The 26,173-nt window shown below is 66.6% G+C and carries 22 protein-coding genes and 1 pseudogene; 5 read left to right on the plus strand and 18 right to left on the minus strand.

Annotated elements, in window-relative coordinates:
- Positions 1-318: 318 nt before the first annotated feature.
- The 10 genes and pseudogenes from ACWEO7_RS17195 to ACWEO7_RS17240 all read right to left on the minus strand — a co-directional run bounded on the left by ACWEO7_RS17195 (position 319) and on the right by ACWEO7_RS17240 (position 11,207).
- On the minus strand, positions 319-669 hold the full coding sequence (locus tag ACWEO7_RS17195) for a hypothetical protein (RefSeq protein ID WP_356965407.1): 351 nt from the start codon (positions 667-669) through the stop codon (positions 319-321).
- 90 nt (positions 670-759) lie between these two features.
- Positions 760-1,167 (minus strand): NYN domain-containing protein, encoded by a 408-nt coding sequence (locus ACWEO7_RS17200; protein WP_452424341.1) that lies wholly within the window; start codon positions 1,165-1,167, stop codon positions 760-762.
- A gap of 4 nt (positions 1,168-1,171) precedes the next feature.
- Entirely contained in the window at positions 1,172-2,851 is a 1,680-nt protein-coding gene (locus tag ACWEO7_RS17205; protein ID WP_452424343.1) for a S8 family peptidase, read from the minus strand.
- A 201-nt stretch (positions 2,852-3,052) separates the two neighbouring features.
- Positions 3,053-3,994, minus strand: coding sequence for a GlxA family transcriptional regulator (locus ACWEO7_RS17210; protein WP_452424345.1), 942 nt, complete (start codon positions 3,992-3,994; stop codon positions 3,053-3,055).
- Between the two features lie 9 nt (positions 3,995-4,003).
- Positions 4,004-5,800 (minus strand): NAD(P)/FAD-dependent oxidoreductase, encoded by a 1,797-nt coding sequence (locus ACWEO7_RS17215; protein ID WP_452424346.1) that lies wholly within the window; start codon positions 5,798-5,800, stop codon positions 4,004-4,006.
- Positions 5,801-5,827: 27 nt separating this feature from the next.
- On the minus strand, positions 5,828-6,631 hold the full coding sequence (locus tag ACWEO7_RS17220; RefSeq protein WP_452424348.1) for a TauD/TfdA dioxygenase family protein: 804 nt from the start codon (positions 6,629-6,631) through the stop codon (positions 5,828-5,830).
- 151 nt (positions 6,632-6,782) lie between these two features.
- A pseudogene (locus tag ACWEO7_RS17225) lies at positions 6,783-7,760 on the minus strand (L-tyrosine/L-tryptophan isonitrile synthase family protein); the annotation flags it as partial.
- 291 nt (positions 7,761-8,051) lie between these two features.
- Positions 8,052-9,197, minus strand: a complete 1,146-nt coding sequence (locus tag ACWEO7_RS17230) for an acyltransferase family protein (protein ID WP_452424350.1) — start codon at positions 9,195-9,197, stop codon at positions 8,052-8,054.
- 5 nt (positions 9,198-9,202) lie between these two features.
- Positions 9,203-10,429: an acyl-CoA dehydrogenase family protein gene (locus ACWEO7_RS17235; protein WP_452424352.1), complete on the minus strand. Its 1,227-nt coding sequence runs from the start codon at positions 10,427-10,429 to the stop codon at positions 9,203-9,205.
- A complete protein-coding gene (locus tag ACWEO7_RS17240; RefSeq protein ID WP_452424354.1) occupies positions 10,392-11,207 on the minus strand; it encodes an SDR family oxidoreductase in 816 nt (271 codons plus the stop codon). Before ACWEO7_RS17240 ends, ACWEO7_RS17235 begins: the two co-directional genes overlap by 38 nt.
- A 285-nt stretch (positions 11,208-11,492) precedes the next feature.
- Between ACWEO7_RS17240 and ACWEO7_RS17245 the strand changes: the two genes are divergently transcribed.
- Together ACWEO7_RS17245 and ACWEO7_RS17250 are read left to right on the plus strand one after the other, a co-directional pair.
- Positions 11,493-12,785: a cation:proton antiporter gene (locus ACWEO7_RS17245; RefSeq protein ID WP_452424356.1), complete on the plus strand. Its 1,293-nt coding sequence runs from the start codon at positions 11,493-11,495 to the stop codon at positions 12,783-12,785.
- Entirely contained in the window at positions 12,782-13,480 is a 699-nt protein-coding gene (locus ACWEO7_RS17250) for an HAD family hydrolase (RefSeq protein ID WP_452424358.1), read from the plus strand. Before ACWEO7_RS17245 ends, ACWEO7_RS17250 begins: the two co-directional genes overlap by 4 nt.
- On the opposite strand, the gene ACWEO7_RS17255 is transcribed toward ACWEO7_RS17250, so the two are convergent.
- Positions 13,477-14,445 carry a GlxA family transcriptional regulator gene (locus tag ACWEO7_RS17255; protein ID WP_452424360.1) on the minus strand — a complete coding sequence of 323 codons (969 nt, stop codon included), beginning with the start codon at positions 14,443-14,445 and terminating at the stop codon, positions 13,477-13,479. The genes ACWEO7_RS17250 and ACWEO7_RS17255 overlap by 4 nt on opposite strands.
- Positions 14,446-14,551: 106 nt before the next feature.
- Here ACWEO7_RS17255 and ACWEO7_RS17260 point away from each other — a divergent pair, with 106 nt between their 5' ends.
- On the plus strand, positions 14,552-15,811 hold the full coding sequence (locus ACWEO7_RS17260; RefSeq protein ID WP_450017327.1) for a KasA/KasB family beta-ketoacyl-ACP synthase: 1,260 nt from the start codon (positions 14,552-14,554) through the stop codon (positions 15,809-15,811).
- 28 nt (positions 15,812-15,839) lie between these two features.
- Here ACWEO7_RS17260 and ACWEO7_RS17265 read toward each other — a convergent pair whose 3' ends face one another.
- From ACWEO7_RS17265 to ACWEO7_RS17275, 3 genes are all read right to left on the minus strand, one after another.
- Positions 15,840-16,241 carry an ArsR/SmtB family transcription factor gene (locus ACWEO7_RS17265; protein WP_452424362.1) on the minus strand — a complete coding sequence of 134 codons (402 nt, stop codon included), beginning with the start codon at positions 16,239-16,241 and terminating at the stop codon, positions 15,840-15,842.
- Entirely contained in the window at positions 16,241-16,897 is a 657-nt protein-coding gene (locus tag ACWEO7_RS17270; protein ID WP_452424364.1) for an SRPBCC family protein, read from the minus strand. The genes ACWEO7_RS17265 and ACWEO7_RS17270 overlap by 1 nt, the downstream gene beginning before the upstream one ends.
- 101 nt (positions 16,898-16,998) lie before the next feature.
- A complete protein-coding gene (locus ACWEO7_RS17275; protein ID WP_452424365.1) occupies positions 16,999-17,538 on the minus strand; it encodes a TetR/AcrR family transcriptional regulator in 540 nt (179 codons plus the stop codon).
- Positions 17,539-17,707: 169 nt separating this feature from the next.
- On the opposite strand from ACWEO7_RS17275, the gene ACWEO7_RS17280 reads away from it, so the two are divergent.
- The gene (locus tag ACWEO7_RS17280) at positions 17,708-19,030 is read left to right on the plus strand and encodes a lipase family protein (protein ID WP_452424367.1); all 1,323 of its coding nucleotides are present in this window, start codon (positions 17,708-17,710) and stop codon (positions 19,028-19,030) included.
- Positions 19,031-19,804: 774 nt separating this feature from the next.
- Positions 19,805-21,052: an alkane 1-monooxygenase gene (locus ACWEO7_RS17285; protein WP_452424369.1), complete on the plus strand. Its 1,248-nt coding sequence runs from the start codon at positions 19,805-19,807 to the stop codon at positions 21,050-21,052.
- Between the two features lie 30 nt (positions 21,053-21,082).
- Here the strand turns inward: ACWEO7_RS17285 and ACWEO7_RS17290 are convergent, their stop codons facing one another.
- The 4 genes from ACWEO7_RS17290 to ACWEO7_RS17305 all read right to left on the minus strand — a co-directional run bounded on the left by ACWEO7_RS17290 (position 21,083) and on the right by ACWEO7_RS17305 (position 26,000).
- A complete protein-coding gene (locus ACWEO7_RS17290; protein ID WP_452424371.1) occupies positions 21,083-21,994 on the minus strand; it encodes a class I SAM-dependent methyltransferase in 912 nt (303 codons plus the stop codon).
- Between the two features lie 399 nt (positions 21,995-22,393).
- Positions 22,394-24,112 carry a bifunctional 3-(3-hydroxy-phenyl)propionate/3-hydroxycinnamic acid hydroxylase MhpA gene (mhpA, locus tag ACWEO7_RS17295; protein WP_452424372.1) on the minus strand — a complete coding sequence of 573 codons (1,719 nt, stop codon included), beginning with the start codon at positions 24,110-24,112 and terminating at the stop codon, positions 22,394-22,396.
- On the minus strand, positions 24,109-25,137 hold the full coding sequence (locus tag ACWEO7_RS17300) for a VOC family protein (RefSeq protein ID WP_452424374.1): 1,029 nt from the start codon (positions 25,135-25,137) through the stop codon (positions 24,109-24,111). Before ACWEO7_RS17300 ends, mhpA begins: the two co-directional genes overlap by 4 nt.
- Complete coding sequence (locus ACWEO7_RS17305) at positions 25,137-26,000, minus strand: alpha/beta hydrolase (RefSeq protein ID WP_452424376.1); 864 nt, start codon at positions 25,998-26,000, stop codon at positions 25,137-25,139. The genes ACWEO7_RS17300 and ACWEO7_RS17305 overlap by 1 nt, the downstream gene beginning before the upstream one ends.
- Between the last annotated feature and the right edge of the window lie 173 nt (positions 26,001-26,173).

Genomic DNA, 26,173 nt, shown 5'->3' on the forward strand with positions numbered 1-26,173 from the left:
AGTCGCCGTCACCGATTTGAGCTGCGGTAATGGCACCCGGCTGATGCTACAGCGGTCCGGTGCGCGTCGCGGTACACGACGCAGAGGTTCCGGTCGCCGCGGACTGGTGGCCGCCGTCGGTACGCGTCCGCCCGGCGACAGCCGAGTCGCGCGTCAGCTGTCGGCGAGCAACGCGAGTTCCTCGGCAAGAATCCCGAGCGTGTCGCGGATCTGGTCTTCGGTATGTCAGGCGGTGGCGAAGAACCGCAGGCGCGCCAGATTCTCCGGCACCGCCGCGTACAGGATCGGGGTTGACGTTGACGCCACGGCGCATGCGATTCAGCGGGGCGGACGCTCGGCGGAGCGCAGATCGACGGTCGTCGCCGAGGTCAGGGCGACGGCCAGGCAGCGCAACTCCCCTGGTATCAGAATCGATCGGATCGCGCCCTGGAAACACTCGAGCATCGCGCCGTCAGACCACCGCACGTCGTAGCGGTACCAGCACCGACCCGCGCCGCCGGCGCGCTGGACGTCCCGCTCGACCCGCACGGCCAGTTCGGCGAGCGCCGCGCGGACCTGACCGGGCGCGCCGGTGCTGGCGATCTTCCACCACGGCCGATTGAAGTAACCTGGCTCGGAGATCTCGACCAGGTAGAGCAACGGCATCCCCACGACGTCGGAGGCGGTCATACCGCTCAGACTGCCCCAAAACGGACTGGACAGATGGGTGAAACGCCGGGCGTCATCAATGCGATACCTACTGGCCCGGCGCTGACCGCGTCAGGAGCCGACGCGGTCGAGCAACCAGCGTGGCCCGACAGTCTCGGCACCGTAAGCCGCCACGCGGTCACGCAGTCCCCGGTCCGCCGTCACCACCGTGATCGGACGGCGGCTGTCCTGCGCACGAGCCGCGGCCACCACACCGACGATGGCGTCGTCGCCCGAACCGTCCGCACAGACCACCCGCACGCCGCCGACCTCCGGGTCCACCGCATCGACCGCGGCCTTCGCCGCTCCCTCGAGCACCACGATCACTTCGGCGCGTTCCCCCAGACGTTCCGGCAGGCCGGTCATCCGCTCGAGCAGTCGCCGAGCGGCGCCGGAGCGGTCACGCCACCATCCGTCGGGTCGTGAACCGATGACATTCGCGGCGTCCACCACGATCAACCGAATACTCTCCGCCGTCACCCCCTCAGTCTCCTCCCACGGTGAGCACCGCATCGGCGGCGGGTTCGGCGCCCGCCCGCCGCGCCGCTCGCACCGCGGCAAGGGCGTTGATCCTGCCGTACCCGTACTTGTCGCTGTGGCCGTCGGCCCCGTAGCCGCCACCCTGCGGATCGATCTTGTCGCAGGCGCCTTTCAGCAGGTTCTTCACCTCATCCCAGGACAGCTCGGGATTCACCGCCAGCATCAGGGCCACTGTCCCGGCTACTCCAGGGCAAGCGCTGGACGTACCACCGAAGTCGTTGGTGTAGTCGCCCGCCGCGTCGCCCGACGCCGCCGCGCCGGGGTTGTAGCCGTCGGCACCGTGCCGATCCACCGTCCAGATTCCGGGCGTGAGCGGGTCGGGATGTCCGAACGGGCGGTGCCCGATGTCGCTGCTGGGGAACGCACACCACACCGCTTTGCCGAAATCGCTGTACACGCTGCGCTTACCGGTGTCGTTGCAGGCCGCGACGGCGATGACCTTCGCGAAACCGGCATAGCCGTCGTTGTCGACGGACTCGTTGCCGTTGCCCGCCGCGAACAGCACCACACAGCCCTTGCCGCCACGTCCGCTGGTGACGGCGTGTTCGATCGCCAGTCTGGTGCTCGCGGGCAGCGCCACGACCCGGTTGTGCGCCGGATCGCCCGGCTGGAACCATGCGCCGTCGGCCGGGCCCCAGCTGCACGAGATGACGTCCGCGCCGTGATCGGCGGCCCACTGAAAGGCGTCCGCCTCGGCCTGCGAACCGAGCCCGGAGGCGAGCCGGATCGGCATCAGCGTGGCTTCCGGCGCTACTCCGGATGCTCCGGCCGTGCCGTTGGCGCAGGCCACGCCCGCGCACGCGGTGCCGTGATTGTCACCGTTGTCGGGGCCGGTTCCGAAAGTGTCCTTCGGGCGCGGATCGCCGGTCTTCGCCGTGACGTCCCGTGGCGCGACGATCTTGGCGGCACCGGCGAATTCGGGATGGTCGATGTCGATGCCGTCGTCGATGATCGCGATCGTCACCCCGGCCCCTCGGGTGATCGCATGGGCGGCTTCCACTCCGGCATGCGCGTCGATCGTGACACCGCCGATGGTGGTCTTCTTCAGATGCCACTGCTGGGGAAAGATGGTCTTCTTGGCGCGGCTGCGGATCAGCTCGGGATGGCAGTACTCGACGTCGTCGCGATTCAGCAGCGCGGCGGCGATGTCGAACACCTGTTGGCCGGTGCCCTCCGGAGCCGCCGTGAAGTACGCATTGGTCGCGTACGAAACCTCTTGCTTGACAGTGAGATTCGCAGCTGCGAGCACAGCGAGACAATGCTCGCGATCGACGCGGTCGACGAACTTCACGAAGATGTTCTCCGTGTAGAGCACCGGTTCCCCGGTGCCCGGATCCACCAGGACGTGCCCGGCGAACCGCACCTCCGGCGCGGCGTCGAGCACCGGCTTGCGCTGCTCCACCGATCTCGATCCCGCGGGCAGCCGGTAGATCTCCACCCCCGCGTCGGGGTAGGCCTGCACCAGTGTCGCGTCGTCGAGTTCGGCGCCGAGCGGGGTGCGCACCGACCCCGATTGCCGCCGGATCCCGCGACCGCTGTGCGTGCGCACCGCGATCAGATCGGGACTCTGCGCCAGTTCGAAACCAGGCTCGTCCTTCGTACCGAAATTCGCCGTGGGCACCATGATCTCCTTCGCCGTGGGGACCGAAGCACCAACTATGAACCAAAACTCCGGCCACCGCGGAAACACGGAGGAGAGCGACACTCTCGTGTCGGCAGACCCATGGAACCCGCAGGCCTCGCGCCCGGGACTGCTCGCCGTGGATCCGGACTACGCGAATCCACGGCGAGAGACGACGGGTCACGCGGACAGCCGCGCGACGGGTCAGCGGAAGGCCCGCCGGTACTCCTGCGGCGTCACCCCCACGGTCTTGCGAAAGATTTTCCGGAATGCGGCCACCGAAGGAAATCCCGTTCGAACGGTGATGCACTCCATCGTCAGAATGGTCGTCTCGAGCAACACCTGCGCCCTGCGCACCCGGGCGGTCTGGAGCCACTCGTTCGGCGTCATCCGGACCTGCTCGTGGAAGCGCCGGATCAGCGTGCGCTTGCTGACTCCGGCGCGTTCCGCGAGATCCAGCACGGTGATCTGCTCACCGAGCATCATCTCCGCCCACTCCAGTGTGGGGTTGATGGACTTGCTGTCCGCCTCCGAGCGCGGACGTTCCACGATGAATTGCGCCTGTCCCCCGTCGCGGGTCAGCGGCATCACCGATAACCTGGCGGTATCCGCCGCCACAGCGGTCCCGTAATCCGTGCGCACCATATGGAGGCACAGATCCAACCCGGCCGCGGCGCCGGCCGAAGTAAGGATGCTCCCGTTGTCCACGTAGAGCACGGTGGGATCCACTCGAACGCGCGGATAGCTCCTCGACAATTCGGTAGCGGCCATCCAATGCGTCGTCGCACGCTTTCCGTCGAGCAACCCCACCGAGGCGAGAGTGAACGCGCCCAAGCAGATCGATGCCACCCTCGCACCGCGCTCGTGGGCGCGCATCAACGCCTTTCGCAACCGATCCGGTATCTGCGACCGATAACTCATCGCTCCCGGTACAACGATGGTTTCGGCCTCGTCCTCGAGATAGTCGATCCCCCCGAGACATGAGATGTCGAAGAATTTCGACGGAACGTCCGACTGCACCCCGCAGACCTGAACCTCGTACGCCGCGGTGCCGTCCTCCTGCATGGCCCGCCCGAAGATTTCGAGCGGAACCGAGAGATCGAACGGAATCACGTCGTCGACCGCCAGAACAGCCAATGACCTCATGTCCTCGACCTAGTCGACCCGCTGCTGCGAGTCCGGTCCCGTCACCACCAACCCGGCGCGGATCAAGCGCTTCAAGGCGCGCCCTTGCAGCACCGTCAACTGTGGCGCCAGCTCCGACCACCGGGCGGGACCACGGTTCAGCGTTTCCCACAGTTGCTCGCCACCGTCGCGCTCCAGGCACCGCACCTCGATGTCCGGGTCGGCTACGGAGTAGATCCGGTGGCAGGCAACGGCGTCGGCGAGCGGCGACGGCGCGGCGTCGCTGTTCGCGATGGGGTCCCGCCAGTAGGCGGCCAGTCCGTCGCGAACCACCTGCGGAATCTCGAACGGCGGCGACATCCCTTTGAAGCCAGGGATGTCCGCCGCCACGCCGGCGCGAATGCGTGCGTCCGGAGACAGCGCCACGATGTCCTCCTGCGCCAGTTCGACCGCGTCGGCCGCGGTGAAAGCCCGCAGGTACGGCCCCTCGGTGGCGAGATCACGCGGATCTCGGGTGCCCTTGGTCATGATATTCAGCAGGTCGGGCACCAGCGCGGTGTTCAGCAACGCCTGGAAGGTTCCCTCCGTCGCGTTGTCGGCTTCGACTCGCCTGCCTTCCGCGCTCCAGTAGGGGCTGTCCGGATGCGAGCGAGAGATCTCGTGGTACCACTGGTCGATACTCAGCGCCCAGGTCTCCGCCATCCCGCGCCACTCGACGTCGTAGTCCCGCCAGAGATCTCGCTTGGACTGCTCGTCCAACTCCTGGTCGAACGTCTTGCGCAGCACCAAGGCGGCCGCCCACGCTTGCGTGACGGCGAAGGACATGCCGGAGGAGAAGAGCGGATCGACGAAGTAGGACGCGTCCCCGACCGCCATCCAGCGATCCTCGTACGAGCCGAAGCATTCGCTGACCCTGGAATAGTTGGTGGCCGTGAGCATCTCGTCACGGATCGGCTCCGCGTTCGCCACCAGATCCTGGAGCACCGGAATCGACTTGATCGTCTTCAGGAAGATGTCCGGATCACGCAGATCCACCCGCGCGATCGACTCCGGATTGGTCACGACGCCGATCGACCACACCGTCTCGCGCACGCCGTCGACCAACCGGGGCGTCGGGATGTACCACACCCATCCGTGCTCGAACGCCACCGCGTAGATCGGGGACAGATCATCCGCGCGGAAGACGTTCCAGTCCCCCGCCGCCCGCTGGGCGGGCACGCAATTGCGGTAGTGCGACCACACGGCCACATTGCGGTAGTCCGAGAGCCACTGCTTGTCGCGCTGCGACCCGCGGGCCGCCACTTGATTCGCCCGGCCGGAAGCGTCAACGAAATAGCGTGCGGTGACCTCGGTTCCGTCCTCCAGCACGACCGTGGCCCGATCGGCGTCGGCGAGGAACCGCACCACCCGCACGCCCTGGAAGACGTGCGCGCCACAGGACTCGGCGTGCTCGAGCAGCACGGTGTCGAATTCGGCGCGGTTGATGTGCACCGACCAGCGGTACACACCGTCGAGCAGATAGTCCGAGTGCTCGAAGAAGCCGACGAACGGGCGCTCGGTGTCCCACTGATAGATTCCGCCGAACTTCTGGATCCAGCACTCGCTCGCCAGCACCTTCTCGAGCGCGCCGCTGGCTTGCAGAACGGGGACCAGCGGGTGTGCCCCCGATTCGCCGATGTGCTCGCGCGGGAACACCTCGCGGTCGAACACCGCCACACGCAGATCGGTGTCGCGGCAGAGCATCGCGGCGAGCGTGGACCCGGCGGGCCCACCGCCCATGATGACGACGTCGTAGTCGTCCGCTGGTCCGGAGATTGAATTAGCCATTGATATTCCTCCCTGATGGCCGATTTCTCAGATGATCTGGATGCGCTGGAGGTGCCGCGAGACCGACCCGGTGAACGAGTTCCGGCCGTGCAGCAGAGCGTGGTTCTCGGCCACGACGATGTCGCCGGTTCGCCACTCGTGTGCGTAGCAGTAGCGGGCGGCGTGCAGCCGCTCGCGCAGGTCCTCCATGACGCGCACGCCGTCCTCGGCCGAGATGCCGTCGACGGTCAAGAACAGCGGATTGGCGTAGCGCGCGGGATCCAGGGGCTCGGCGTATCTGATCGTCGTCTCGCCGGTGGCCGGATGGGTGCCGAGCAAGGGCCATTCGGCGAGGCCGCCGTAGTGCGCGAGTTTGTCGGTGCGGTACGTGATCGAGGTACGGGCCCACAGTTCTTTCAGGTCTTCCGGCGCGTCCCGATAGGTTTGGACGCTGTCGCAGAACACGGTCTCGCCGCCAGCGCCCTCGCCGCGCAGACATTGGAAGAGGAAGAATCGAGGCACCTGCTCGGCGAACGCGCCGTCCCAGTGGAACGGGACATCGCCTTTGTCGAACAGATAGTTGTCGGGAGTGTCCCGGACCACCAGATCCAGGATCGACCCGAAGTTCCATTGCAGGATCTCTCCCGCTGCCCGGCAATAGTTTTCGAGTTCCTGCTTGCCGAGCAGGCCGAATCCGCGGAGTACGACCACTTTCGCATCCAGCGCCAGCGCGAGCAGGTCCTCGACCGGCACATCGGCGAGGGTTCGTCCTTCCGAATCGGACTCCACCAGGCGGCCGAACGGCCGCAGCGGCTCGCCCTCGAGCAGTATCTCGTTCAAGCTTTTCGTCATGTGTTTCCTCAGGTTCACTGTGTTTCGATCTCTGGTGTCCGTCCGAGGACGAAATGACTGGGCGACTGTTGCGCCATACCAGACGAGCACCAAGCTCCTCGGCGTGCATCCGCTTGACCAGCGAGTAGTTCGTTCCGTCGTCGAGCACCACGCCATGCCACGGAGTCAGCCAGCTGTCCTGGGTCCGCAGCAGCTGGAAGCCGATCTTCTCGGAGTGATTCGTCTGCGGATGGATCGACAGCCGCACCGCGTCGGGGAAGATCTCCCCCATCAGGCGGCTCCACGCCTGACTGCGCTGCACCACCGCGTAAGCGGTTTCCTTCGATCGGTTGCGCCGCTGCGTGGCGGACAGATCGGGTAACAGCACGGCATTGTCCTCGACCATGAACCGGTGTATTCCGTTGAACATGCGCCGGGCCGCCGGTTCCGTCCGGATCGCCTCGCGCAGCGCGTCGATGCCGTCGGAGTACTCGGCGAGCAGGCGGCGCCTGCGTTCGTCCCAGGGCATCTCCGGCATGGCGTCGCGCAGGCCGTACAGGCCGACGGAGCCGCCGCCGGTCGAGCGGATGACGCGGCGGAGCTCGTCACCGTAGTCGTCCACGTGAACGTCCGGGATGCCCAGCGTGTCACTGAACACGTGGCCGTCGGAGCAGATGGTGACGATGGCGCCCGGCCGGTAGACGGCCGAGACCTGGTCACAGAATCCCTGCACGGACTCGATCGCCAGAGTTTCCGCCATGTCGGGCAGGCGCCCCAGCGTCTTGCGGCGGTTGCGCGACTTCGCCGGGAACGCGGGGATGATGAAATGGACCGGCACGCCGGCCTTGATGTATCGGATCACTTTGCTCAGGTGCGGCGCGAAGCAGTCCGCACAGGGAGCCACATCGCACAGCGACTTCTCCTCGGCACTGCGCCGACGGGCGAAGACCATGCGAAGGATCCGGGTGGCAACCGACTCGACGTCGTCGTCGGGTCTCGGGTGGGCTTGTGGTCGCTCGAGCTCCTGGAGTCGCTCGGAGCCGTTGTCGACAGTCGTACTCATCACTACCTTCCGGACACACAAAAAGAGCGCACGCAACCGGACGGCACAGAAAAATTCCCGCGATCGGCGCGACCGAGCCGTCGGCATCTGCTTGCGATCAGAACGTCGTGCTGGGATACGGATTCAGTGCCGAAATTCATTCGATACCCGAGAACGGCGAGCCCCGATGCTCACAGCCGGATCCGAATCACATACCCCAATTGATCCAGCACCCCCATGTTTTAATGGTTCTGTGGTTTATAACACCAGGATAGCGCTGCCCGGACGGGGCGGCAACCATATTGTTTTCACCACAGAGAAGGCAATTCGGCGGCGCATGGCATCACCATGCGCCGCCGAACAGGTAATTCGATAGTTGCCGACAATAAACCGAAGCGCCTAACTCGCCACCTTTTCCGGAGCAACCGCGACGCGTTTCGGCCGAGCGAAGCGACGCATCGCGGGAGATTCCACGAAGGTGAACAAAGACCATGCGGCGACAATATTCAGGAAGAACAACGCGACGATCAGCGATACCGCGACCGGCGCGCTGAACGTGGCGGCGTCCATCGTGCGGCGGACGTAGAACAGCGTCACGCCTTGACAGATGTAGAAGGCGAACGAGATCTCACCGAGCCGCACCATGAGCCTGCTGGACAGGAACCGCGAGGCGCCGTCGAGGTCGGACTGGGCGGCGGACCCGATCAACGGCGCGAGAGGCACCGCGGTCGCCAGGACGAAGCCGACGTAGAACGGCGTGTACATCGCCACCACGTATCCCGCGACCACCGCTGCGAGAGACGCCCAGAGCGGCACCCGTATCCAGCGCCCCTCTTGCACTATCCGTGCCACGAACACGCCGAGGAAGAATTCGAACAGCCGCGACGGCGGAAAGAGATAGCCGAACCAGAGCTGCAAGACGGGTATGGGCGTGAGCTCCGACTTCTCGGAACTCGGTATGACGAATGCGGTCAGCAGCACGATCACACAGATGCCGGCCACCATGGCGGCGGCGCAGTACCACAGGTATTTCGACTCGATGCGCAGTACGACCGGTATCAGGAGCGGGAACAGAACATAGAACAGGAGCTCACAGGACAATGTCCAGGACGGCGTGTTGACCCCCGCGTTGATGTAATTCTGCGGGAACCAGGCATGGATCAGGAATAAATTCGGCAGCCATGCCTTCCACGGCGTGATAGCCGCCGCGAACAACACCATAGAGGCCACCCACAGCGTCAAGTGATTGGGAAATATCTTGACCACTCGCCGCCGAATGAACTGCAATTTGCTCGATCCCGGTTTCCACGACCAGGTCAGCACGAAGCCGCTCAAGACGAAGAAGAACGACACCCCGAGAAAACCCGCCTTGCCGACCACCCATGCCGCGTCGTAGGCGATATCCGGGTCGGAGAACAGATTGACCGGTTTGTAAGGCGGTATCGGCGAGGCGGGCAGCATCACATGGAATACGAACACCGAGAACGCCGCGAAGAACCGCAGTCCGGTCAGGGACGGCAGCCGTTTGCGATTGTCGACTTCCATCGCGATCAGCCCAGACCCACGACGAAGGGGAATTCCGGCCTGCCGCCCATCACGAAGGCGCCGGTGGACTGGATCACCTGGTCGTGCGCGATGATGTGCCGCGCCATCGTGTTCGTGTCACGCAGCCAGATGTCCAGCGGATTCGGCCGGTAGATCGAATCGGTGCCGACGAGTTCGCACAGACGGGTGAGGATCCGCTGCGCGGCGCGGAACGCGTTGGTCCTCGCCAAGGCGGTCGCGATCCGGAGATCGGTCGGCAGGTCCGCGAAACGCCTGTGGTCCAACGCGTTCCACAGCTCCTCCACCGTGTTGACGACGGCGCCGCGCGCGACGATGTACTCCATCTCGCACTCACCGAGCAGGTACTGGGCGCGGTAGTTGTCCGCCCACTTCTGACCGGTCGCGTTCACGGTCTTTCCGTCCGCGAGGCCGCGGACGTAGTCGAGGGCCGCACGTGCCGTGCCGAGCGGGACGCCCGGCATGATGCGGGCCAGCGCCTCCGGTTCGGAGAGCTTCCCGCGACAGCTCTTCCGTTCACTGAACGCGAAGGAATGGTGCTCCGGGACGAAGAGACCCTCGACCGCGTAATCGTTGCTGCCGCTGCCGCGCAAGCCCGTGGTGTCCCAGGTGTCGAACACGGCGACCTGATCGCGGGGCATGAAGAAGAGCCGGACGACCGGCGCGCCCTCCGCGGTCTCTTCCATGCGGCCGCCCGATGTCACGAAAGCGCCGCCGATGACCAAGTCCGCGTGCGTGATGGCGCTGCCGAACTTCCAACGCCCCGTCAAGCGATAACCGTTCGCCACCCGCTCGGCGCGGCCGGCCGGGAAGATCAGTCCCGCGGTGATCAGATCCTGGGTCGGCATCAGCTCCGCGACGGCCCGCTCGTCGAGATAGCCGGCGTAGATGCCGGTCGCGGCGCCGATCATCGCGCACCAGCCGGTGGCGGTGTCCCCGTAGGACAGCGCCTCGACGACCTCGAACTGCTCCAGCGACGTCAGGCCTGGTCCACCGATCTCCGCACTGAAACACATGCGGTACACACCGATCTCACGCAGCCGCTCGACGATGTCCGAGGGAAGCCTGCGCTCCGCATCGATCTCACTGCGACGTGCCGCCAGATCGGGAACCAGCGAACGCACCGCGGTCAGCAGGGAGGTCGCCGAAATTGTTGCTGCAGTCATTGCGGAATTCCTAAGCCAGAGAAGTTGCGTGCGGTCGCGACCGCTCACGCTGGAGCAGTTCGATCGCCGAAGTGGTCTGCTCGGGACCGAGGGCCGAGTAACCGCCGTCCACCGTCCATTCGGCGCCGGTGACGAAACTCGCCTTGGGCGAGGCGAGAAACGCGGCCACTTCGCCGATCTCGCGCGCGTCTGCCGCCCTGCCCAGCATGTGGAACCGTGCGGCCACCGCATCGGTGCGGGCCCGGTCCCCTTCGGTGATCTCGTTCATCACGCGAGACCAGGTCCAGCCCGGCGAGATACTGTTCACCCGGATCCCGTCGCCCGCGTATTCAAATGCGAGACTGCGGGTCAGCTGCAACAACCCCGCCTTGCTGACCGGGTATCGAACGCGCCCGGCCTGAGCGATTCGCCCGCTGGGCGAGGTGAAGTTGACGATGGACCCCGCCGTGTCCCGCAGTCGGTTCCGAGCCTCTTCGCACAACATCGCCGTGCCGACGACATTGGTGTTCAGCACCTCGAGCCACTCGGCCCGCGGATCTGCGGCAGGCCCGTCGTCACCGTAGACGCAGGCGATGTTGACCAGCGCGTCGATGCGTCCGTGCGCGTCGGCCGCGGCCGCGACGAACGACCTGACCGACGAATCGCTGCGCAGATCGACGGGTACGAAGAGAGCGCGCTCGCCGATCTCGGCGGCCGCTGTCTCTCCCCCGTCCGTATCCAGGTCACCCAGTACGACATTCGCCGAATAATCGGCGAAGACGCGAGCGACTTCGGTGCCGATGATGGTTGCCGCACCGGTTACGAGTACTGTCTTACCTTCGAACAACGTCGACTCCCCTCGGCTACGCCCTCCGACCGGCGTAAGCCATGGATCGAAGTATTCCGAACGAAAAGAGCGACCAGCCAGTACCTTTCGCGACAGACATGCACACCTTTGCGCCAGCCCGCGCCGGCACCCCCGTGAATGTGTCGTAAATCACTCTCGACTCTCGCTCGTAGGGCCGGTGCGATATCGTCTGAGCGCAGGCAGTCCATGTTTCGGGGGTTTCACACTGCGGTCGACGCGTCACGGAAATACCCCGTGCGAGTGTCGGATCCGTTCCTCCCCTCGATGTCGAACGGAGTCGAGGCGTTGCCGAGCGACCAAATGATCTTCTTGTTGTTGGATCTCGTACTGATCGTGGCCGCCGCGCGTGTGCTGGGTTGGCTGGCCGAGCGATTGGGCCAGCCTCCGGTGATCGGCGAGATCGTGGCAGGCGTACTCGCGGGCCCGACGTTGCTCGGGGCGCACTTGTCCGAGACCGTCTTCCCGCACGACATTCGCTCGTATCTCACGGCATTCGCGAACGTCGGCGTGATGATCTTCATGTTCTCGGCGGGCCTCGAGATGGATCTGCGGTCCGTCGCGGGACGGCGACGATCGGTCACCGCGGTCGCGCTCTCGGCCTACCTCACACCGTTCGCGCTCGGTTCCGCCGTCGCGGTGTGGGCGCTGGCCCGGCACGACGGCGGCAACCGGCTGAACTTCGCGCTCTTCATCGGTTGCGCCCTGGCCGTCACGGCGTTTCCGGTGCTGGCCCGCATCCTGCACGACCGCAAGCTGCTCGGCACCCGGCTGGGCCAGACGGCAATGACCTGCGCGGCATTGGACGACGTCCTCGCCTGGTGCGTCCTGGCGGTGGTCATCGGCATCGCCCGGCCCGGCCTCGGTCACCACTGGCGGTTGCTGTTGTTCGTTCCGCTGGTCGTGGTGTTGTGGTGGGCGGTGCGCCCCGCCCTGGACCGCATCGCGGGCGCCGGATCCGAGAAGAACCCGTCCAACATGGTCTTCATCGGCGTCTCCGGCGCCCTTCTGCTGGGAGCGACCACCGAATGGATCGGCTTGCACCTGATCTTCGGCGCGTTCCTGTTCGGGGTCGTCTTCCCCCGGCGGCTGCGCGCGGCCGTCGACAGCGGCGCGCAACTGCTGAGCAGCATCTTCCTGCCCGCGTTCTTCGTGGTGGCCGGCCTCCAGGTCGATCTGGGCGGACTGGATCGCACCAGTATCGCCGAGTTCGCGGCGATCATGTTCGCAGCGCTCGTGGGGAAACTCGGCGGTACCTACTCGGCGGCTCGCTTCGGCCGGACCGGCCGGACGGAATCCGCCGCGCTGGCCGCGCTCATGAATACCCGGGGGTTGACGGAGCTGGTGATCCTGAATGTGGGGCTCACGATCGGCGTCATCGACCAGCGGCTGTACTCGCTGCTGGTCATGATGGCGTTGATCACCACGGCGATGACAGCGCCGTTGCTCAAACTGTTCGGTGTCCCGCACACCCTGCGCGACGACGGCGCGCCCGAGGGCACAGGGAAAACCGAGCGACGCGCGGAATCCGCTGTTCAGACGGAGGCCGCGGCCTCGTGAACCATCCGCACGCGGCTCCCGATCCCGCCGGCGCGCCTGCGGTCGACGGTCGCCACGTCCCAGCGGCTTTCGTCGACGTCGACGAAACGTTGGTCCGTGATGTCACCTTCCTGTCCTTGTTCGTCTTCGACGCGCGACGCCGTGGGCGCGGCGCGGAGGCCGACGCCGTGCTCGAGGAGTTCCGCGCGCTGCGCGCGGCGGGGATGAGTCGCGGCGAATCCCACCGGTGGTTCTATCGGCACTGGGCCGGCCGCGAAGTCGCCGAGGTGTCGCGCACCGGCCGGGACTGGTTCGCGTCCCGTGCCGCGGATTCGGCCTTCTTCAATATCGCGGTGCGGCGCCGGTTGGGCGAGTTGCGCCGCGCCGGGACTCGCATCGTCCTGGTATCCGGCTCGTTCGTCCCAGCACTCCACCCGATCGCCGAAGCCGTCGGCGCCACGTCGGTCTTGTGCACGACGCTGGAGACCGCGGACGGCGCGTACACCGGTGAGGTGCCCGCGACGATGGTCGGCGCCGACAAGTCGGCGGCGCTGCTGCGCTACGCCGAGCGAACGGCCGTGGACCTGTCGTCCTGCACGGCGTTCGGCGATCACCACTCCGATGTCGCGATGTTAGACCTGGTCGGCCACCCGGTCGTCGTCGGCGACACCGACCGGCGGCTGCACGGCTATCCCGCGGAACGGCTGCCCGGCTAGCTTCCCTGCTGCCTTCCGTTGCTGATCGTGAACATGTGCCGATACTGCCCAGGGCTGACACCGAGATGGCGCTTGAACAGAGCCCTGGTGTTCGCCGGGTTCCCGAGACCGACGCGGTAGCCGATCTGGTCGATCGGGAGTTCGGTCGTCTCGAGCAGTTCCCGCGCCTGGTTCAGGCGCGCGCTGGTGATCCAGACGTGCGTGGAGGTTCCGGTCTCTTCCCGGAATCGCCGTATGAAGCTGCGGCGTGAGAGATTCGAACGCTTGGCGAGATCCTCGAGCGAGTGCCTGCGGTCGAGGTTCGCGAGAATCCACGCCCGTGTCTCGGCGAGCGCGCCGGAGGAGGTCTGCTTGGCGAACTGCCGGGTGTACTGGGCTTGGCCGCCCTCGCGCACCGGGGGCGCCACCAGATCGCGAGCCCGTTCGTTGGCGGCCGCCGCGCCGATGTCTTTGCGCACCACGTGCAGGCAGAGATCGATACCGCTGGTCACTCCGGCGGAGGTCAGCACATCGCCGTCGTCCACGAACAGCCGATCCGCGTGCACCTCGACGTCGGGGTATTCGCTCTGGAGCAACGGAGCGGCCCGCCAATGCGTCGTGGCGGGCCGGTGCGACAGCAACCCCGCGGCGGCCAGCGCGAAAGCCCCGGTACAGATCGACAGCATTCGCGCGCCGCGGCCGTGGGCCTCGCGAAGCGCCCGCAGCACCGGTTCCGGCGGCGGCGTCGCGAAGGACGCGTACCCGGGCACCACCACCGTCTCCGCGTCACGCAGCGCCTCCAGCCCGGCCACCGTCACACACGACAGCCCCGGAAACGAGGTCGCCGCCGTCCGCGAGACCGCGCACACCTCGAGCCGGTAGTTCGGGTCGGATCCGAACACGTCGATCGGGATCGCGGCGTCCAGAAGCACTACTTCATCGGGAATGACCACCGTGACCCGACGCTCTCCCCCATCCGGTTGCATGGCCCGATCGTAGCGGTGAACGGCACTCGGGCTACTACCCCGGGCTTCCGGCGCGCACATAGCCTCGCTCGAGTATGCGAGCCGACAAGCCGAAAGAAGGGGTTTGATGTCCGATTTGACGGACTTCTCGACCAGCAACGGAGGGTTCCGGAGCGTCGTCGTGACCGCTGTCGAGATGTCGACCGCCGTCGGCACCGGCACCGATGCGACATGGAAGGGACTGCTCGCCGGAGAGACCGGGATCGCCAAGGTGCAGGACCCCGACTTCGAGCGTTTCCGGGTTCCCGTGGACATCGGCGGCCAGTTCAAACTCGATCCGACCGAAGAGCTCAGCCGCGTCCAGAAGCGCCGTATGTCCTATGTCCAGCAAGTCGCCTATGTCATGGGCAAGCGGATCTGGGACACCGCCGGCCGCCCGGAGGTCGATCCCGATCGACTCGGCGTCTGCATCGGCACCGGTCTCGGTGGCGCCGATACGATCATCGAGTCCAACGACCTGATGCGGGAATCGGGCTACCGCAAGGTGTCCCCTTTCGCGGTCCCCATGGCCATGCCGAACGGCGCCGCCGCGGTGGTCGGGCTGGAGCTCGGCGCGCGAGCCAGCGTGATCACACCCGTCTCGGCGTGCGCTTCGGGATGCGAGGCGCTGGTCCACGCGTGGCGCTCGATCATCCTGGGGGAAGCCGACATGATCGTGGCGGGCGGTGTGGAAGGCCGCATCAACCCGCTGGCGGTGGCCGGATTCGCGATGATGCGGGCGTTGAGCACCCGGATCGACGAGCCCGAGCGCGCGTCGCGCCCGTTCGACCGTGACCGCGACGGTTTCGTCTTCGGCGAAGCCGCCGCGCTGTTCGTGCTGGAGTCCGAAGACCACGCGCGGGCGCGAGGCGCGAAGCCCATGGCTCGCCTGATGGGGGCAGGCCTGACCGCGGACGGCTACCACATGGTGCTCCCGCACCCGGAGGGCGCGGGGAACATTCGCGCGATGCGCCGCGCGCTGGAAACGGCAGGCGTGAGCGGGAAAGACATCGACCACGTCAACGCCCATGCGACGGCCACCTCGTTCGGCGACCTGGCGGAGGCCAAGGGGATCCGGGCGGCGGTGGGCGATCACCCCTCGGTCTACGCCCCCAAATCCGCACTGGGACATTCCGTAGGCGCGGTGGGCGCGGTCGAGGCCGCCTTGACCGTGCTCAGCGTGCGCGACGGTGTGGTGCCGCCCACCTTGAACCTCGACAACCAGGATCCCGAGATCGATCTCGACATCGTGCACGGCAGCGCGCGCACCCAGAATATCGAGTACGCGCTGAACAACTCGTACGGATTCGGCGGCCACAACGCGGCCGTGGTGTTCGGCCGCTGCTGACCGCGGCGACGCCCGATGCGCCCGCCACTCATGCGTGGCGAGCTCGCCTGCCGGAATCCTCGCCGCCGGTTCGACCGGCCCCGCTGCGCGTGCGTTTTCCACGGGCGATCTCCGTCGCGAGCGCGTCGAGCGGTTGAGCGAACTGGCGCATCGGGTCCGTCAGCCCGGTCAGCCAAGCCCGCGCGGCCTCGATACCGGCGGGGTCGAGGGCGTACAGCCGTCGCGTGCCCTCGGCGCGGACGTGTACCAGCCCGGCGTCGCGCAGCACCTTGAGGTGCTGGGAGACGCCGGGCTGGGAGATCTTCGTGCGCTGTTGCACGGCGGCGACCAGCGCGCCCGCGGGCTGCTCTTCGGCCGCCACCATTTCGAGGAGAAACCGGCGGACCGGGTCGCCGAGCGCCTCGAAGATCTTCGCCGGGAATCGATCCATCAGGACTCGGCGCCGTCCTCCGGGACGACCGTATAGAAGTCGATCGTCCGCCGCGCCGCCGAGTTCGCGGTGTCCGGGTCGTCACCGTCACTCACGGCGGCCTCGGCCCAGCCGAGAGCCGCCATCCGGACGAACGTCAGGCCCTCGGGTGTGGTCGGGAAGGCCAACCCCTCGGCCGGGTCCACCGGATCTCCGCTCGACAAGTGCAGCCCGAGGCCCATGAGGGCGAGATCCCAGCCGACGCCCACCGCACCCGGCCCGTATTGCGCCCAGAACTCGGGGGCGACCGGCGCCTCGTGCAGCAACTCCAATTCGGTGCCGTCCGCGGTCGGCGCGAGAACGACGGTGAGCCAGGAGATCTGCGGTCCCATCTCCCAGGTCACGGCGAACCGCTCCGGCGCGTCGCACTGTTCGACGACGCCGTTGGCGTTGCCCTCGAGCTGATAGCGCCCGCCGACCCGCAGATCACCGCTGATCGGCAGGAACCAGCGCGGAATCCGCTCGGCATCGGTGAGCGCGTCCCAGAGATCCGCTCGATCGGTCGGGTAGTTCCGGCGGGCGACAGCGATTCGGGTGGGTACGCCGTCGCGGGACCCGGTGCGGACCTCACGGGTTACGAGCCCGGCGATGGCGGCGGGATCGGTGAGCAACGCCATGACAACCTCCTTGATAAGTTTTGACTTATATTAGCGGCCCGCGGCGTGACCGCAAGACCGATGCGGCGCCACCCCGCGGGACCGGACGCGCGCCGCCCCGATCAGTCGTCTGGAGACAACCCCGCGATCGCGCGCAGCGCGGAGATCATTCCCGCGACCGGGATGCCGGGATCGATCGACCGGAACAGACCCAGCCCCACGCCGAGGGCCAGCACGGCGACGGCGGCTTCGCCCCGGGGCATCGGGGTGTCGAGATCGTCCGTCGCGCGCAAGGCGGCGCCGACCATGCCCACGATGTTGTCGAGCCGGGTCGCCAGCTCGGCGCGCAGGTGCTCGTCGCGCCGAGCGTGCACGCTGAACTCCAGTTCGAGATGCGTCCAGCCGGGCTCGCCGACCACCCGTTCGGCCCATTCCGTCATCCGGAGCAGTCGCTGCGCGGCCGTCGGCGCGGCGATGATCTCGGCGACCTCCGCCGCCCGCTCACCGTGAATTTCGTCGAGCACCGCCAGACACAACTCGTCTTTGGTGCGGAAGTTCGAATACACCGCCCCTTTGGTGAAACCGGCGGCTTTCGCGACCTTGTCCAGAGTCGTGGCCTGAAAACCGTCCTCCAGAAAAAGCCGCTTGGCGGTCGCGATCAAAACGGCGCGCGTCCGCGCCTGGCTCTGCGCCCGGGTCGGCCGGGAACGCCCCGCCCCCGCGAGCCGCCGACACTCATCGCTATTCCAGGACAATCTCGACCCCTTACAGATACTCTCAGTATCCGATTCTAGATGCCAGGGGTATCCCAATCGCAGGAAGGATCGCATCGTGAGGAGCCGCATACTCAGATTGGCCACAGCTTTGACGGGAACCCTCCTCGTGGCCGGGGGTGGGGCCGTCGCCGCCCCACACGCATGGACGGAACCTGCGGCGGAAACCGTCGCCGGCGACGATTTCTACATCCCACCGGCGGCACCGGCGGGCGCACCGGGCTCCATCATCCGCGCCGAAGGGTCGCGGCTGGCGATCTCGGTCCCCGGCGCCCCGGGACAGATCCCCGCGACGTCGACGCGCATCATGTACACCAGCAGCGATACCCACGGTGCCCGCACAGCGGTGACGGGAACCTATCTGGAACCGTCCCAGCCGTGGACCGGTCCGGGCGAACGGCCGCTGATCTCCTACGCGGTCGGCACCAAGGGGCAAGGCGATCAGTGCGCGCCGTCGAAATTGCTGGCGCAATTCATCCAATACCAGCCCCCGTTCGACGTAATCGTCGAATACGACGTACTGGCGATCTACACGCTGCTGGCCCGCGGCATGTCGGTGATGGTGACCGACTACCACGGTCTGGGCACACCGGATGTGCACGACTACCTCAACCGCAAATCTCAGGCCTACGCGGTCCTCGACGCCGCGCGCGCGGCGTTGCAATTGCCGGGCACCAGCCTGAATCCCGGATCGCCGGTCATTCTGTACGGATACTCCCAGGGCGGCATGGCCTCCGCGGGCGCGGCCGAACTGCAGCCGAGCTACGCCCCCGATCTGAACGTGCGGGGCGCCTACGTCGGCGGGCCGGTGGTGGATGACGAGTACTTCATCGCCTTCAACGACGGACGAGCCCCGCTCGGACCCGCCTTCGCGTGGATCCTCAACGGCATCGCCGCCAATTACCCCGAGACCCGGCCGGTGCTCGACGCCGAACTCAACGACACCGGTAAGGCGATCATGCGCGAGTCGATGGACAAGTGCGCCGTGCCGCTGGGACTGGCCCAGCAGTTCCCGAATACCTCACAGTGGACCACCAGCGGGCAACCACTGACCGCGGTGATCGATCAGTCCCCGGTGTTGAAGGCGGCGTTCAACGACCAGCGGGTCGGCACGATGACCCCGGGAGTGCCCGTCCTCATCGCCTCGAACCAGGCCGACGAGGGCGCGCCGTACGTGCCCGTGCGCGAACTGGCCGCCGGATGGTGCGGCGGTGGCGCACCCGTCCAGCTGAATGCGAATGCCGAACTACCCAGCGTCATCACCGGGTTGCGGGTTACCCACGTGCTGGCGTTCTTCCCGTCGCTGGGGGCCTCGCAGGATTGGATGACCGAACGGCTCGCGGGCCAGCCCGCGCCGACCAACTGCGGAGCGCTGCCCTGATTTGCGAAAGCACGACCAACTCGGATACCGTCAGTATCTGAATCATCGCGGCACACCTGAGGCACCCGGGCGTGGCCGAAGCAACATCGGAGTTTCGGCACGGCGCGCCGCGCACAGCGGTTCTGCTCGTAGTGCCGCGAGCTTCGTACACCATGGTCGGCCGCGGTTCGGTTTCACGACCGAGCCGCGGCCGACTGCCCGCTCGGAGGAGCACAAGCGTCCGTGCGGCAGGTGGAGCCTCCGGTCTCCCGATGCCCGGAACCGGTGCATTGATTTGCAGAAAATTTGCTGTTGATCTTCGCTAGCTGGGTCGAAATCGGGACGGAAAGGTGCGGATGTCGGAGTTGACTCACCCCCGCCGACCTGAGCCACTCAGGTGCGCGCAACGGTGACACTCGGACATCCGGCACGAATCGACCCGTGTCCGATCCGGCAACTTCGACCGCCCGAAGGCCGGCTATCGAACCTCGGCTGTCGAAATTCGGCGCGCTTCCAGGCAGTCGACGGCACAGCGGCGAACAAGCACACCGTTGCCGATCCCGTCCACGCCACGCCGAATCGAACAGGCGACACACGTGAGACGGGTCCCGAAAACCTCCCCACCGATCAGGCGTCGGACCGTGTGCGCATGATGAGGATTGCCCGCTCACACAGCGGTTTCCACGGTTCACTACCACCTGGCGAACTTCCAGTTATCCTGGATTGGCGCGCATGGTTCAGGTGTTGTCCGCAGTCGGAACTGTCGGTTGAGTGTCGTCCTCACGGATCGGCGAGATGACTATGACGATCTTCGAGCACACGCGAGCCCGCGACCCCAAGCGGTACCTCTGGATTCTGGGTTTGATCGCCCCGGGTTGCGCACTGCTGCCTTCCACGTTGGTGGCACACACCGGACTGGAACTGTTCTGGTGGATCGGCCCGATCATCGTGCTGGTGGTGATCCCGTTGCTGGACTGGTTCATCGGCGATGACGGGAGCAACCCGCGCGACGAAGACTACGAAGCGCTGTCCAACGATCGTTATTACCGGTGGTGCACCTTTCTGTTCCTGCCGATGCAATTCATCGGCCTGCTCATCGCCGGCTATATGTGGGCCAGCCATGAGCTGAGCCTCCCCGACAAGCTCGGCTTGGCGGTCACCCTCGGCTTCGTCTCGGGTATCGGTATCAACGCCGCCCACGAACTCGGCCACCGCGCCGAACATCTCGAGCGGTGGCTGGCCAAGATCGCGCTCGCGCAGTCCGGATACGGACATTTCTTCGTCGAGCACAACCGCGGCCACCACGTTCGCGTCGCCACGCCCGAGGACCCGGCCAGCGCCAGGTTCGGCGAATCGCTGTGGCAGTTCCTGCCGCGTACCATGACGGGCGGGTTCCGGTCGGCACTGGCGCTGGAACGCACGCGCCTGGCCCGTAACGGCAAACGCTGGTTCAGTCCCGGTAACCATTTGTTGCAGGCCTGGGCGATGAGCGCGGTGCTGTTCGGCGGCCTGATCGTGACCTTCGGCCCCGTCATCACGCCGTACCTCGTCATCCAGGCGATCATCGGCGCGGGCCTGCTGGAAACCGTCAACTACGTCGAACACTACGGACTGCTGCGTACCCGCCGACCGGACGGGCGTTACGCGCGCTGCTCGCCGCGCGACAGCTGGAACAGCGACCGCCTGGTCACCAATATCTTCCTGTTCCACCTCCAGCGCCACAGCGACCACCACGCCAACCCCGGCCGCCGCTATCAGACCCTGCGCAGCTGCGACGTGGCGCCGCAACTGCCCGCGGGCTACGCCACCATGGTCGTGCTCGCCGCGATCCCCCCGCTGTGGCGTGCGGTCATGGACCCCCGCGTCCTCGCCCACTACAACGGCGACATGACGCTCATCAACCTCAAGCTCCGCAGACGCAGGCTACCGCTGCCCATCCGGCACCCGCGCGATGACGTGCGATGGGCCGCGGACCCCGGCACGCACGGCATGAGCCCGTCGACCGGCGACGACGACCTGTTCCCAACGGAGGCGAATCGCTGATACGGCCGCCCGGCAGGCGAGGGTACGGATTCAGTGCGGCCGGGGCGGGCGCCGAGCGTCGGGTTTGAGACAGGTGAACTGCATGACGTCGGTATGCCCGCGGCGGAAGTACTCGGCGGAACCGGTCAGATACCGGATATAGGCGTTGTAGGTGTCCCGCCCGGCGAGCTCGATTGCCCGGTCCCTGCTCTCGTGGAGGGCGTCGGCCCAGCAGTCCAGGGTCGTGGTGTAGTGCGGTCCCAGTGCCTGGATGTCAGCGACGGTGAATCCGGCGTCCTCGGCGTATTCGGTGACCCCTTTGGGATGATGACCGGTCGGCAGCGGAAGCTCGCCGCCGGGGAAGATGGTCTCGCGCAGGAATCGCAAGAACGCGAAGTCGTCGCTGGTGATCTGGGTACCGTGTGCCCGCAGATGTTCGCGGCTGTAGCTGACCACGGTCTGCAACAGCAGCACCCCGTCGGAGGGCATGATCCGGTAGGCGAAATCGAAGAACTCTCCGTAGCGGTCCACCGGCAGGTGTTCCAGCGCTCCGATGCAGACGATCCGGTCGGTGCGCCGGTCGAAGTCCTCCCAGCCCTGCACGCGCACCCCACCGTACGGACGGCCCCGGATCAGCCGGTCGACGAGCATGTCCCGCACGTATCGGTACTGGTTACGGCTGCGGGTCAGCCCGATCGTGTTCACCCCGTAGGTGTCCATGGCGCGCAGCATGGTGGAGCCCCAGCCACAACCGACGTCCAGCAGCGCCATTCCCGGCTGTAGATCGCACTTGGCCAAGGCCAGGTCGATCTTCGCCGTCTGGGCTTTCTCCAAGGTGTCGTCGGGGTGGGACCAGAAAGCACAGCTGTAGGTGCGGGTCGGGTCGAGGAAGAGTCCGAAGAACTCGTCCGGCAACTCCTCGCGGGAGAGCACCTCGTGGTAAAGGGGGGCGCGAACACTCATGATGGCGGATCTTTCGCACGAACCGGCACTGCTGTTCAGCGGAAGCCGCCGGGCGGCTTCCGGCCGGGTACGGACCACGATGTGAACGCACCGACCACGCGCTGCCGACGGGGACGACCACGCTGTTTCGCCGTGGCCTGCCTCGGCCGACACCTCTTCACGCTACCTCGCTCCACCAGAACACGCCCTACAACGGTCCATCTCGGCAAACTCGAGGCCAATCGCGGCTCGCCCGACTCCCTGGGCCGGATCGGGCGGCAAGGCAGCGCGCGGGGCTCGACCGGCAGCCCGATGCTGATGCCGGTGCGCTGTCGGACGAGGTGACCTCTCACGTGCTGCAAGCCGGTATCCGGGCCGCTGCCACCGCAGCCGCAGCTGTGCACATGCGGCGCGAGGTTGTCAGGCCTGCTCGTACTGCGCGCGGGTGTCGGGCTGTTCCACTCGCGACATCGGAAAGATGCCCAGTTGCCGTGCGAGTTCGGTGACCAATGACGCGCCGTGCCCGGCCGCGGCGGCGCCGAAGACGAATCGGTCGGGGCGCAGCACGAGGACACCGCCGGGACGCAGTCCGGCCTTGCCGAACCAGCGGGTCAGAGTGCCGGTGTGGTCTTCGATGTCGGTGACGTCGTCGCGGCCGTCGCCCGGCTTGCCCTGCGGGCGTCCACCGAGCGGATACACGGTGACGAAGGAGGCGTCGAGACCACGCAGGAATGCCAATTCCTCCGGCCCGAAGGCCCGGCGCGGATCGGTGCCGTAGCCCAGGACCGCGAATCCGATGCCCAACGCCTCGTCCAAGCGCCGGTGACGTCCGTTGTAGTCGCGGATGTCCGGTTGTGGGGCAAGGGTTCCCTCGATACCACGCAGCACGCGCCGGGGCAGACCGAGATAGGCGCCGCGACGGAAGCGCGGCCGCGGTTTCATTTTCGCGCCGCGGATCCAGCCGCCGAGCCCCGGCACCCGCAGCGCGGTGGTGAGCCCGATGTCCCTGGCCGCCGCGAGCAGCCTGTTGTCGAGCGAGACGATCTGCTTGTTCAACACCGACAGATCGATCATCGCCTTCGCGTGCGGCCTCCGCTCGGACTCGTAGCTGTCCAGGATGTCCAGCGCCGCACCGTGTTCGATGATCGCGGTCAGCTTCCAGGACAGGTTGTCCGCGTCGCGCACTCCGGAATTCATGCCTTGACCGATGAACTGCGGGGTCATGTGCGCGGCGTCCCCCGCAACGAGGATCCGCCCGTCGCGCCAGCGATCGGCGACAACCGCGTTGAAGGTGTAGACGAGTTTGCGCAGCACCTCCACTTCGTCCGGGTCGACGAAGCGTGCGATGTAGCGGCGTACGGTCTCCGGGTCCTCCATCTCCTCTTTGGTCTGGGATTCCGACAGCATGAACTCGAACCGGTGATGCCGGTCCGGCTGCGGGCAGGACACGATCGGCAGTTCCGGGTCGCACACGAAGTTGAAATACGGCAGATGCCGGAACGCATCGACACCGTCACGGGCTCTCAGATCGACGACCAGCCACCGTTCCGGAAAACTGGTGCCGGACATCTCGATACCGAGCTTGGTGCGCACCACGCTCCGCCCGCCGTCGCAGCCGACCAGGAACTTCGCCCGCACCCGTTCGGCCGTGCGCGGATCGGTGTCCGCCGGGTGCTTGCCGTAGCCCGTGCCCCGGCATTCGGCGTGCTCGACGTGCACGCCGTCGGCATCCTGGTCGAAGTCGACCACCTCGCGACCGCGCCGCACCGTGACATGCGGATAGCGGTCGAGTGTCCGTTCGAGCGTGTTCTCCAGATACGGCTGGTACAGGAAGTTGACCACGGGCCAGCCCAGCGGCCGGTCGGTCCGATGGAACTGCGCCAGCACCGAGCCGTCCCCGCGCACCCACTGCACGGTCGAATCGACGTTCATGTCCGCCGCCAATTCGTCTGCGGCACCGTCTGTCTGGAACACCCGCATGCCTTCGTCATCGGTGTAGACCGCGCGGGCCAACCCGTAGTACTCCGGCTCCCGTTCCAGCGCCAGCACTCGCACCCCTCGCCGTCCCAGCAGGTTGGCCAGGGTCAAACCGGTCGGGCCGAGGCCGACCACCACCACATCGACATCGAGAGCGCTCATCGCGACAGTCCTCCCGTCAGTTCGGCGACAGTGGGTTCCGGAGTCCTGATGGTCCGCAGGGCTTGCCGGAACTGGGCGAACTTGTCCAGCACCGTCTCCCCCACCGCGGTGTGGCCCCAGATGCTGATGCCCTGATAGGTGCTCGGTTCCCAGGTCGATTCCAGTTCCGGGCCGATCACCACCGGATTCCAGCCGACCTCCAGCTCGAAACCGGACGGCGTCACGCAATAGAACGACAATTCGCGATCGTTGGTGTGCTGGCCGACCGACCACGCCATCCGGAAACCCAGATCGGTGACCCGGCCGAACGCTGCCAGCATGTCCTCCAGGCTCGCGGACTGGATATTGATGTGCTGCACCCGGGTCCGCAGCGGATCGATCTTCATCCCGCGCAGGTTCGCGATCGCGATCGAATGGTGACGCTCGTTCACTCGCAAGAACCGGATCTTCATCGTCAAGCCGGAGATGTTCTCGTCGATGTAGTCCGTCAACCGCGCGTCGAACACCGTGTCGTAGTAGCAGCGCATCGACTCCGGTTCACGGGAGACGATCGCCACGTGGCCCATCCCCGCCTCCCCGGTGACCCAGCCGGAACTGAGCATCCGCAAGGGTTCCGGACCGGTCACCGGCGTTGTGAAGATTTCGGTGGCGATGCCCTTGGGGCCGGGGAAGCGCCACAGGCGCTGTACACCGCGAGCCGCCGCCTGCTCGGCGGTGCCTTCCTCGATCGGCACGCCGCGGTCGCTGACCCGGGCAAGGATGCGGTCGAAGGTCTCGTGGTCGTCCACCTGCCAGCCCAGCGCGGTGACGTCCTCTGCCGTGCCGTGCCGGACGAGGAGGCGGCAGGCGTGGTCGTCCAGACGAAAGCGCAACACATCGGTGTCCAGTTCGTCGACGTGCATCCCGATGGCCAACCCGCCGAACCGGCGCCAGTCGGCCAGTCGCCGCGAATGCACGACGACATAGCCCAGATGTACCGCGCCGAACACCGACCCACCGGTTGCCCGGCCCGTGCGCTCGCTCATCACGCCGCTCCCAGGAACGCGACGGCCAGCTCGTTGAACAGCTCCGCGCGCTCCCACTGCACCCAGTGGCCGGTCTCCGCCGCCAGGTACAGATCGCAGTTCGGCATCCGCTCGGCGAGCATGCGCCCACCGTCGGGCCGGTTCACCTTGTCCTCGGCGCCCCAGATCACCAGCGTCGGATTGCGCACGCCCGACAACCGGGCGTCGCGGGTGAAGTCCATCCGCCACAGCGTTCGCAATGCCGACGGTCCCGGGGGGCGCCGCAAGGGCGGATCGGCGAGCACGTCGGGATCGAGACTGGCCCGAAAACGGTCGTCGATGATCTCCTCGGTGACACCGCTGGCATCGTGAACCAGATACTCGCGGATGAACTCGGCCAGCTTGGCCCGGCTCGGGCCGTCACCGCCGTAATAGGACAGCAACGACTGCAAGCCTTTGGTCGGCAACGCGCGCGTGGTGCCCACCCCACCGGGGCCCATGAGGATCAGCTTCCGCACCTTCTCGGGCCGGTCCATGGCCAACCGCAACGCCGCCGCTCCTCCATAGGAGTTGCCGACCAGGTGTGCCGAGTCGATATCGAGGGCGTCGAGCAACCCACCGACCGCCGCGGCCAAGTCGCCGAACGGATCGGACTGGTCGATGCACTTGGTCGAGCGCCCGTAGCCGGGCATGTCCGGAACGATCACCCGGAAACGCCGGGCCAGCGCCTCGATGTTGCGGGAGTAGTTCGACCTGCCGCTGGCTCCAGGTCCGCCCCCGTGCAAGAGCACCACGGCGGCGCCCGCGCCGGCTTCGCTGTAGAAGATGTCTCGATTGCCGACCCGGATCATCCGCCCGGTCTCGGCGGCACTGCCGGTTGTCATCACTACCTCCAAGATCGTACATCTGATGCAATCATCAGTTATGTAGAAATAGTCTGTCAAGCAAAGATGATGAAATCATCAGAACTGCTTGCGCAACGCCCCGGGAGTGGGCCAGAGTGAGGATCCGGACCTCTTCGAGCCCGGTGCGCACGGAGAAAGGACTGGTAGAACCC

The sequence above is a fragment of the Nocardia sp. NPDC004260 genome (assembly GCF_053603155.1).

Coding starts and splice junctions, on each gene's coding strand:
- ACWEO7_RS17260 (WP_450017327.1), top strand. CDS start 14,552: ATGTCCGATTTGACGGACTTCTCGACCAGCAACGGAGGGTTCCGGAGC.
- mhpA (WP_452424372.1), bottom strand. CDS start 24,112: ATGAGCGCTCTCGATGTCGATGTGGTGGTGGTCGGCCTCGGCCCGACC.
- ACWEO7_RS17195 (WP_356965407.1), bottom strand. CDS start 669: ATGACCGCCTCCGACGTCGTGGGGATGCCGTTGCTCTACCTGGTCGAG.
- ACWEO7_RS17210 (WP_452424345.1), bottom strand. CDS start 3,994: ATGAGGTCATTGGCTGTTCTGGCGGTCGACGACGTGATTCCGTTCGAT.
- ACWEO7_RS17290 (WP_452424371.1), bottom strand. CDS start 21,994: ATGAGTGTTCGCGCCCCCCTTTACCACGAGGTGCTCTCCCGCGAGGAG.
- ACWEO7_RS17300 (WP_452424374.1), bottom strand. CDS start 25,137: ATGAGCGAGCGCACGGGCCGGGCAACCGGTGGGTCGGTGTTCGGCGCG.
- ACWEO7_RS17230 (WP_452424350.1), bottom strand. CDS start 9,197: ATGGAAGTCGACAATCGCAAACGGCTGCCGTCCCTGACCGGACTGCGG.
- ACWEO7_RS17265 (WP_452424362.1), bottom strand. CDS start 16,241: ATGGATCGATTCCCGGCGAAGATCTTCGAGGCGCTCGGCGACCCGGTC.
- ACWEO7_RS17255 (WP_452424360.1), bottom strand. CDS start 14,445: ATGCAACCGGATGGGGGAGAGCGTCGGGTCACGGTGGTCATTCCCGAT.
- ACWEO7_RS17215 (WP_452424346.1), bottom strand. CDS start 5,800: ATGGCTAATTCAATCTCCGGACCAGCGGACGACTACGACGTCGTCATC.
- ACWEO7_RS17205 (WP_452424343.1), bottom strand. CDS start 2,851: ATGGTGCCCACGGCGAATTTCGGTACGAAGGACGAGCCTGGTTTCGAA.
- ACWEO7_RS17285 (WP_452424369.1), top strand. CDS start 19,805: ATGACTATGACGATCTTCGAGCACACGCGAGCCCGCGACCCCAAGCGG.
- ACWEO7_RS17270 (WP_452424364.1), bottom strand. CDS start 16,897: ATGGCGTTGCTCACCGATCCCGCCGCCATCGCCGGGCTCGTAACCCGT.
- ACWEO7_RS17220 (WP_452424348.1), bottom strand. CDS start 6,631: ATGACGAAAAGCTTGAACGAGATACTGCTCGAGGGCGAGCCGCTGCGG.
- ACWEO7_RS17245 (WP_452424356.1), top strand. CDS start 11,493: ATGTCGAACGGAGTCGAGGCGTTGCCGAGCGACCAAATGATCTTCTTG.
- ACWEO7_RS17305 (WP_452424376.1), bottom strand. CDS start 26,000: ATGACAACCGGCAGTGCCGCCGAGACCGGGCGGATGATCCGGGTCGGC.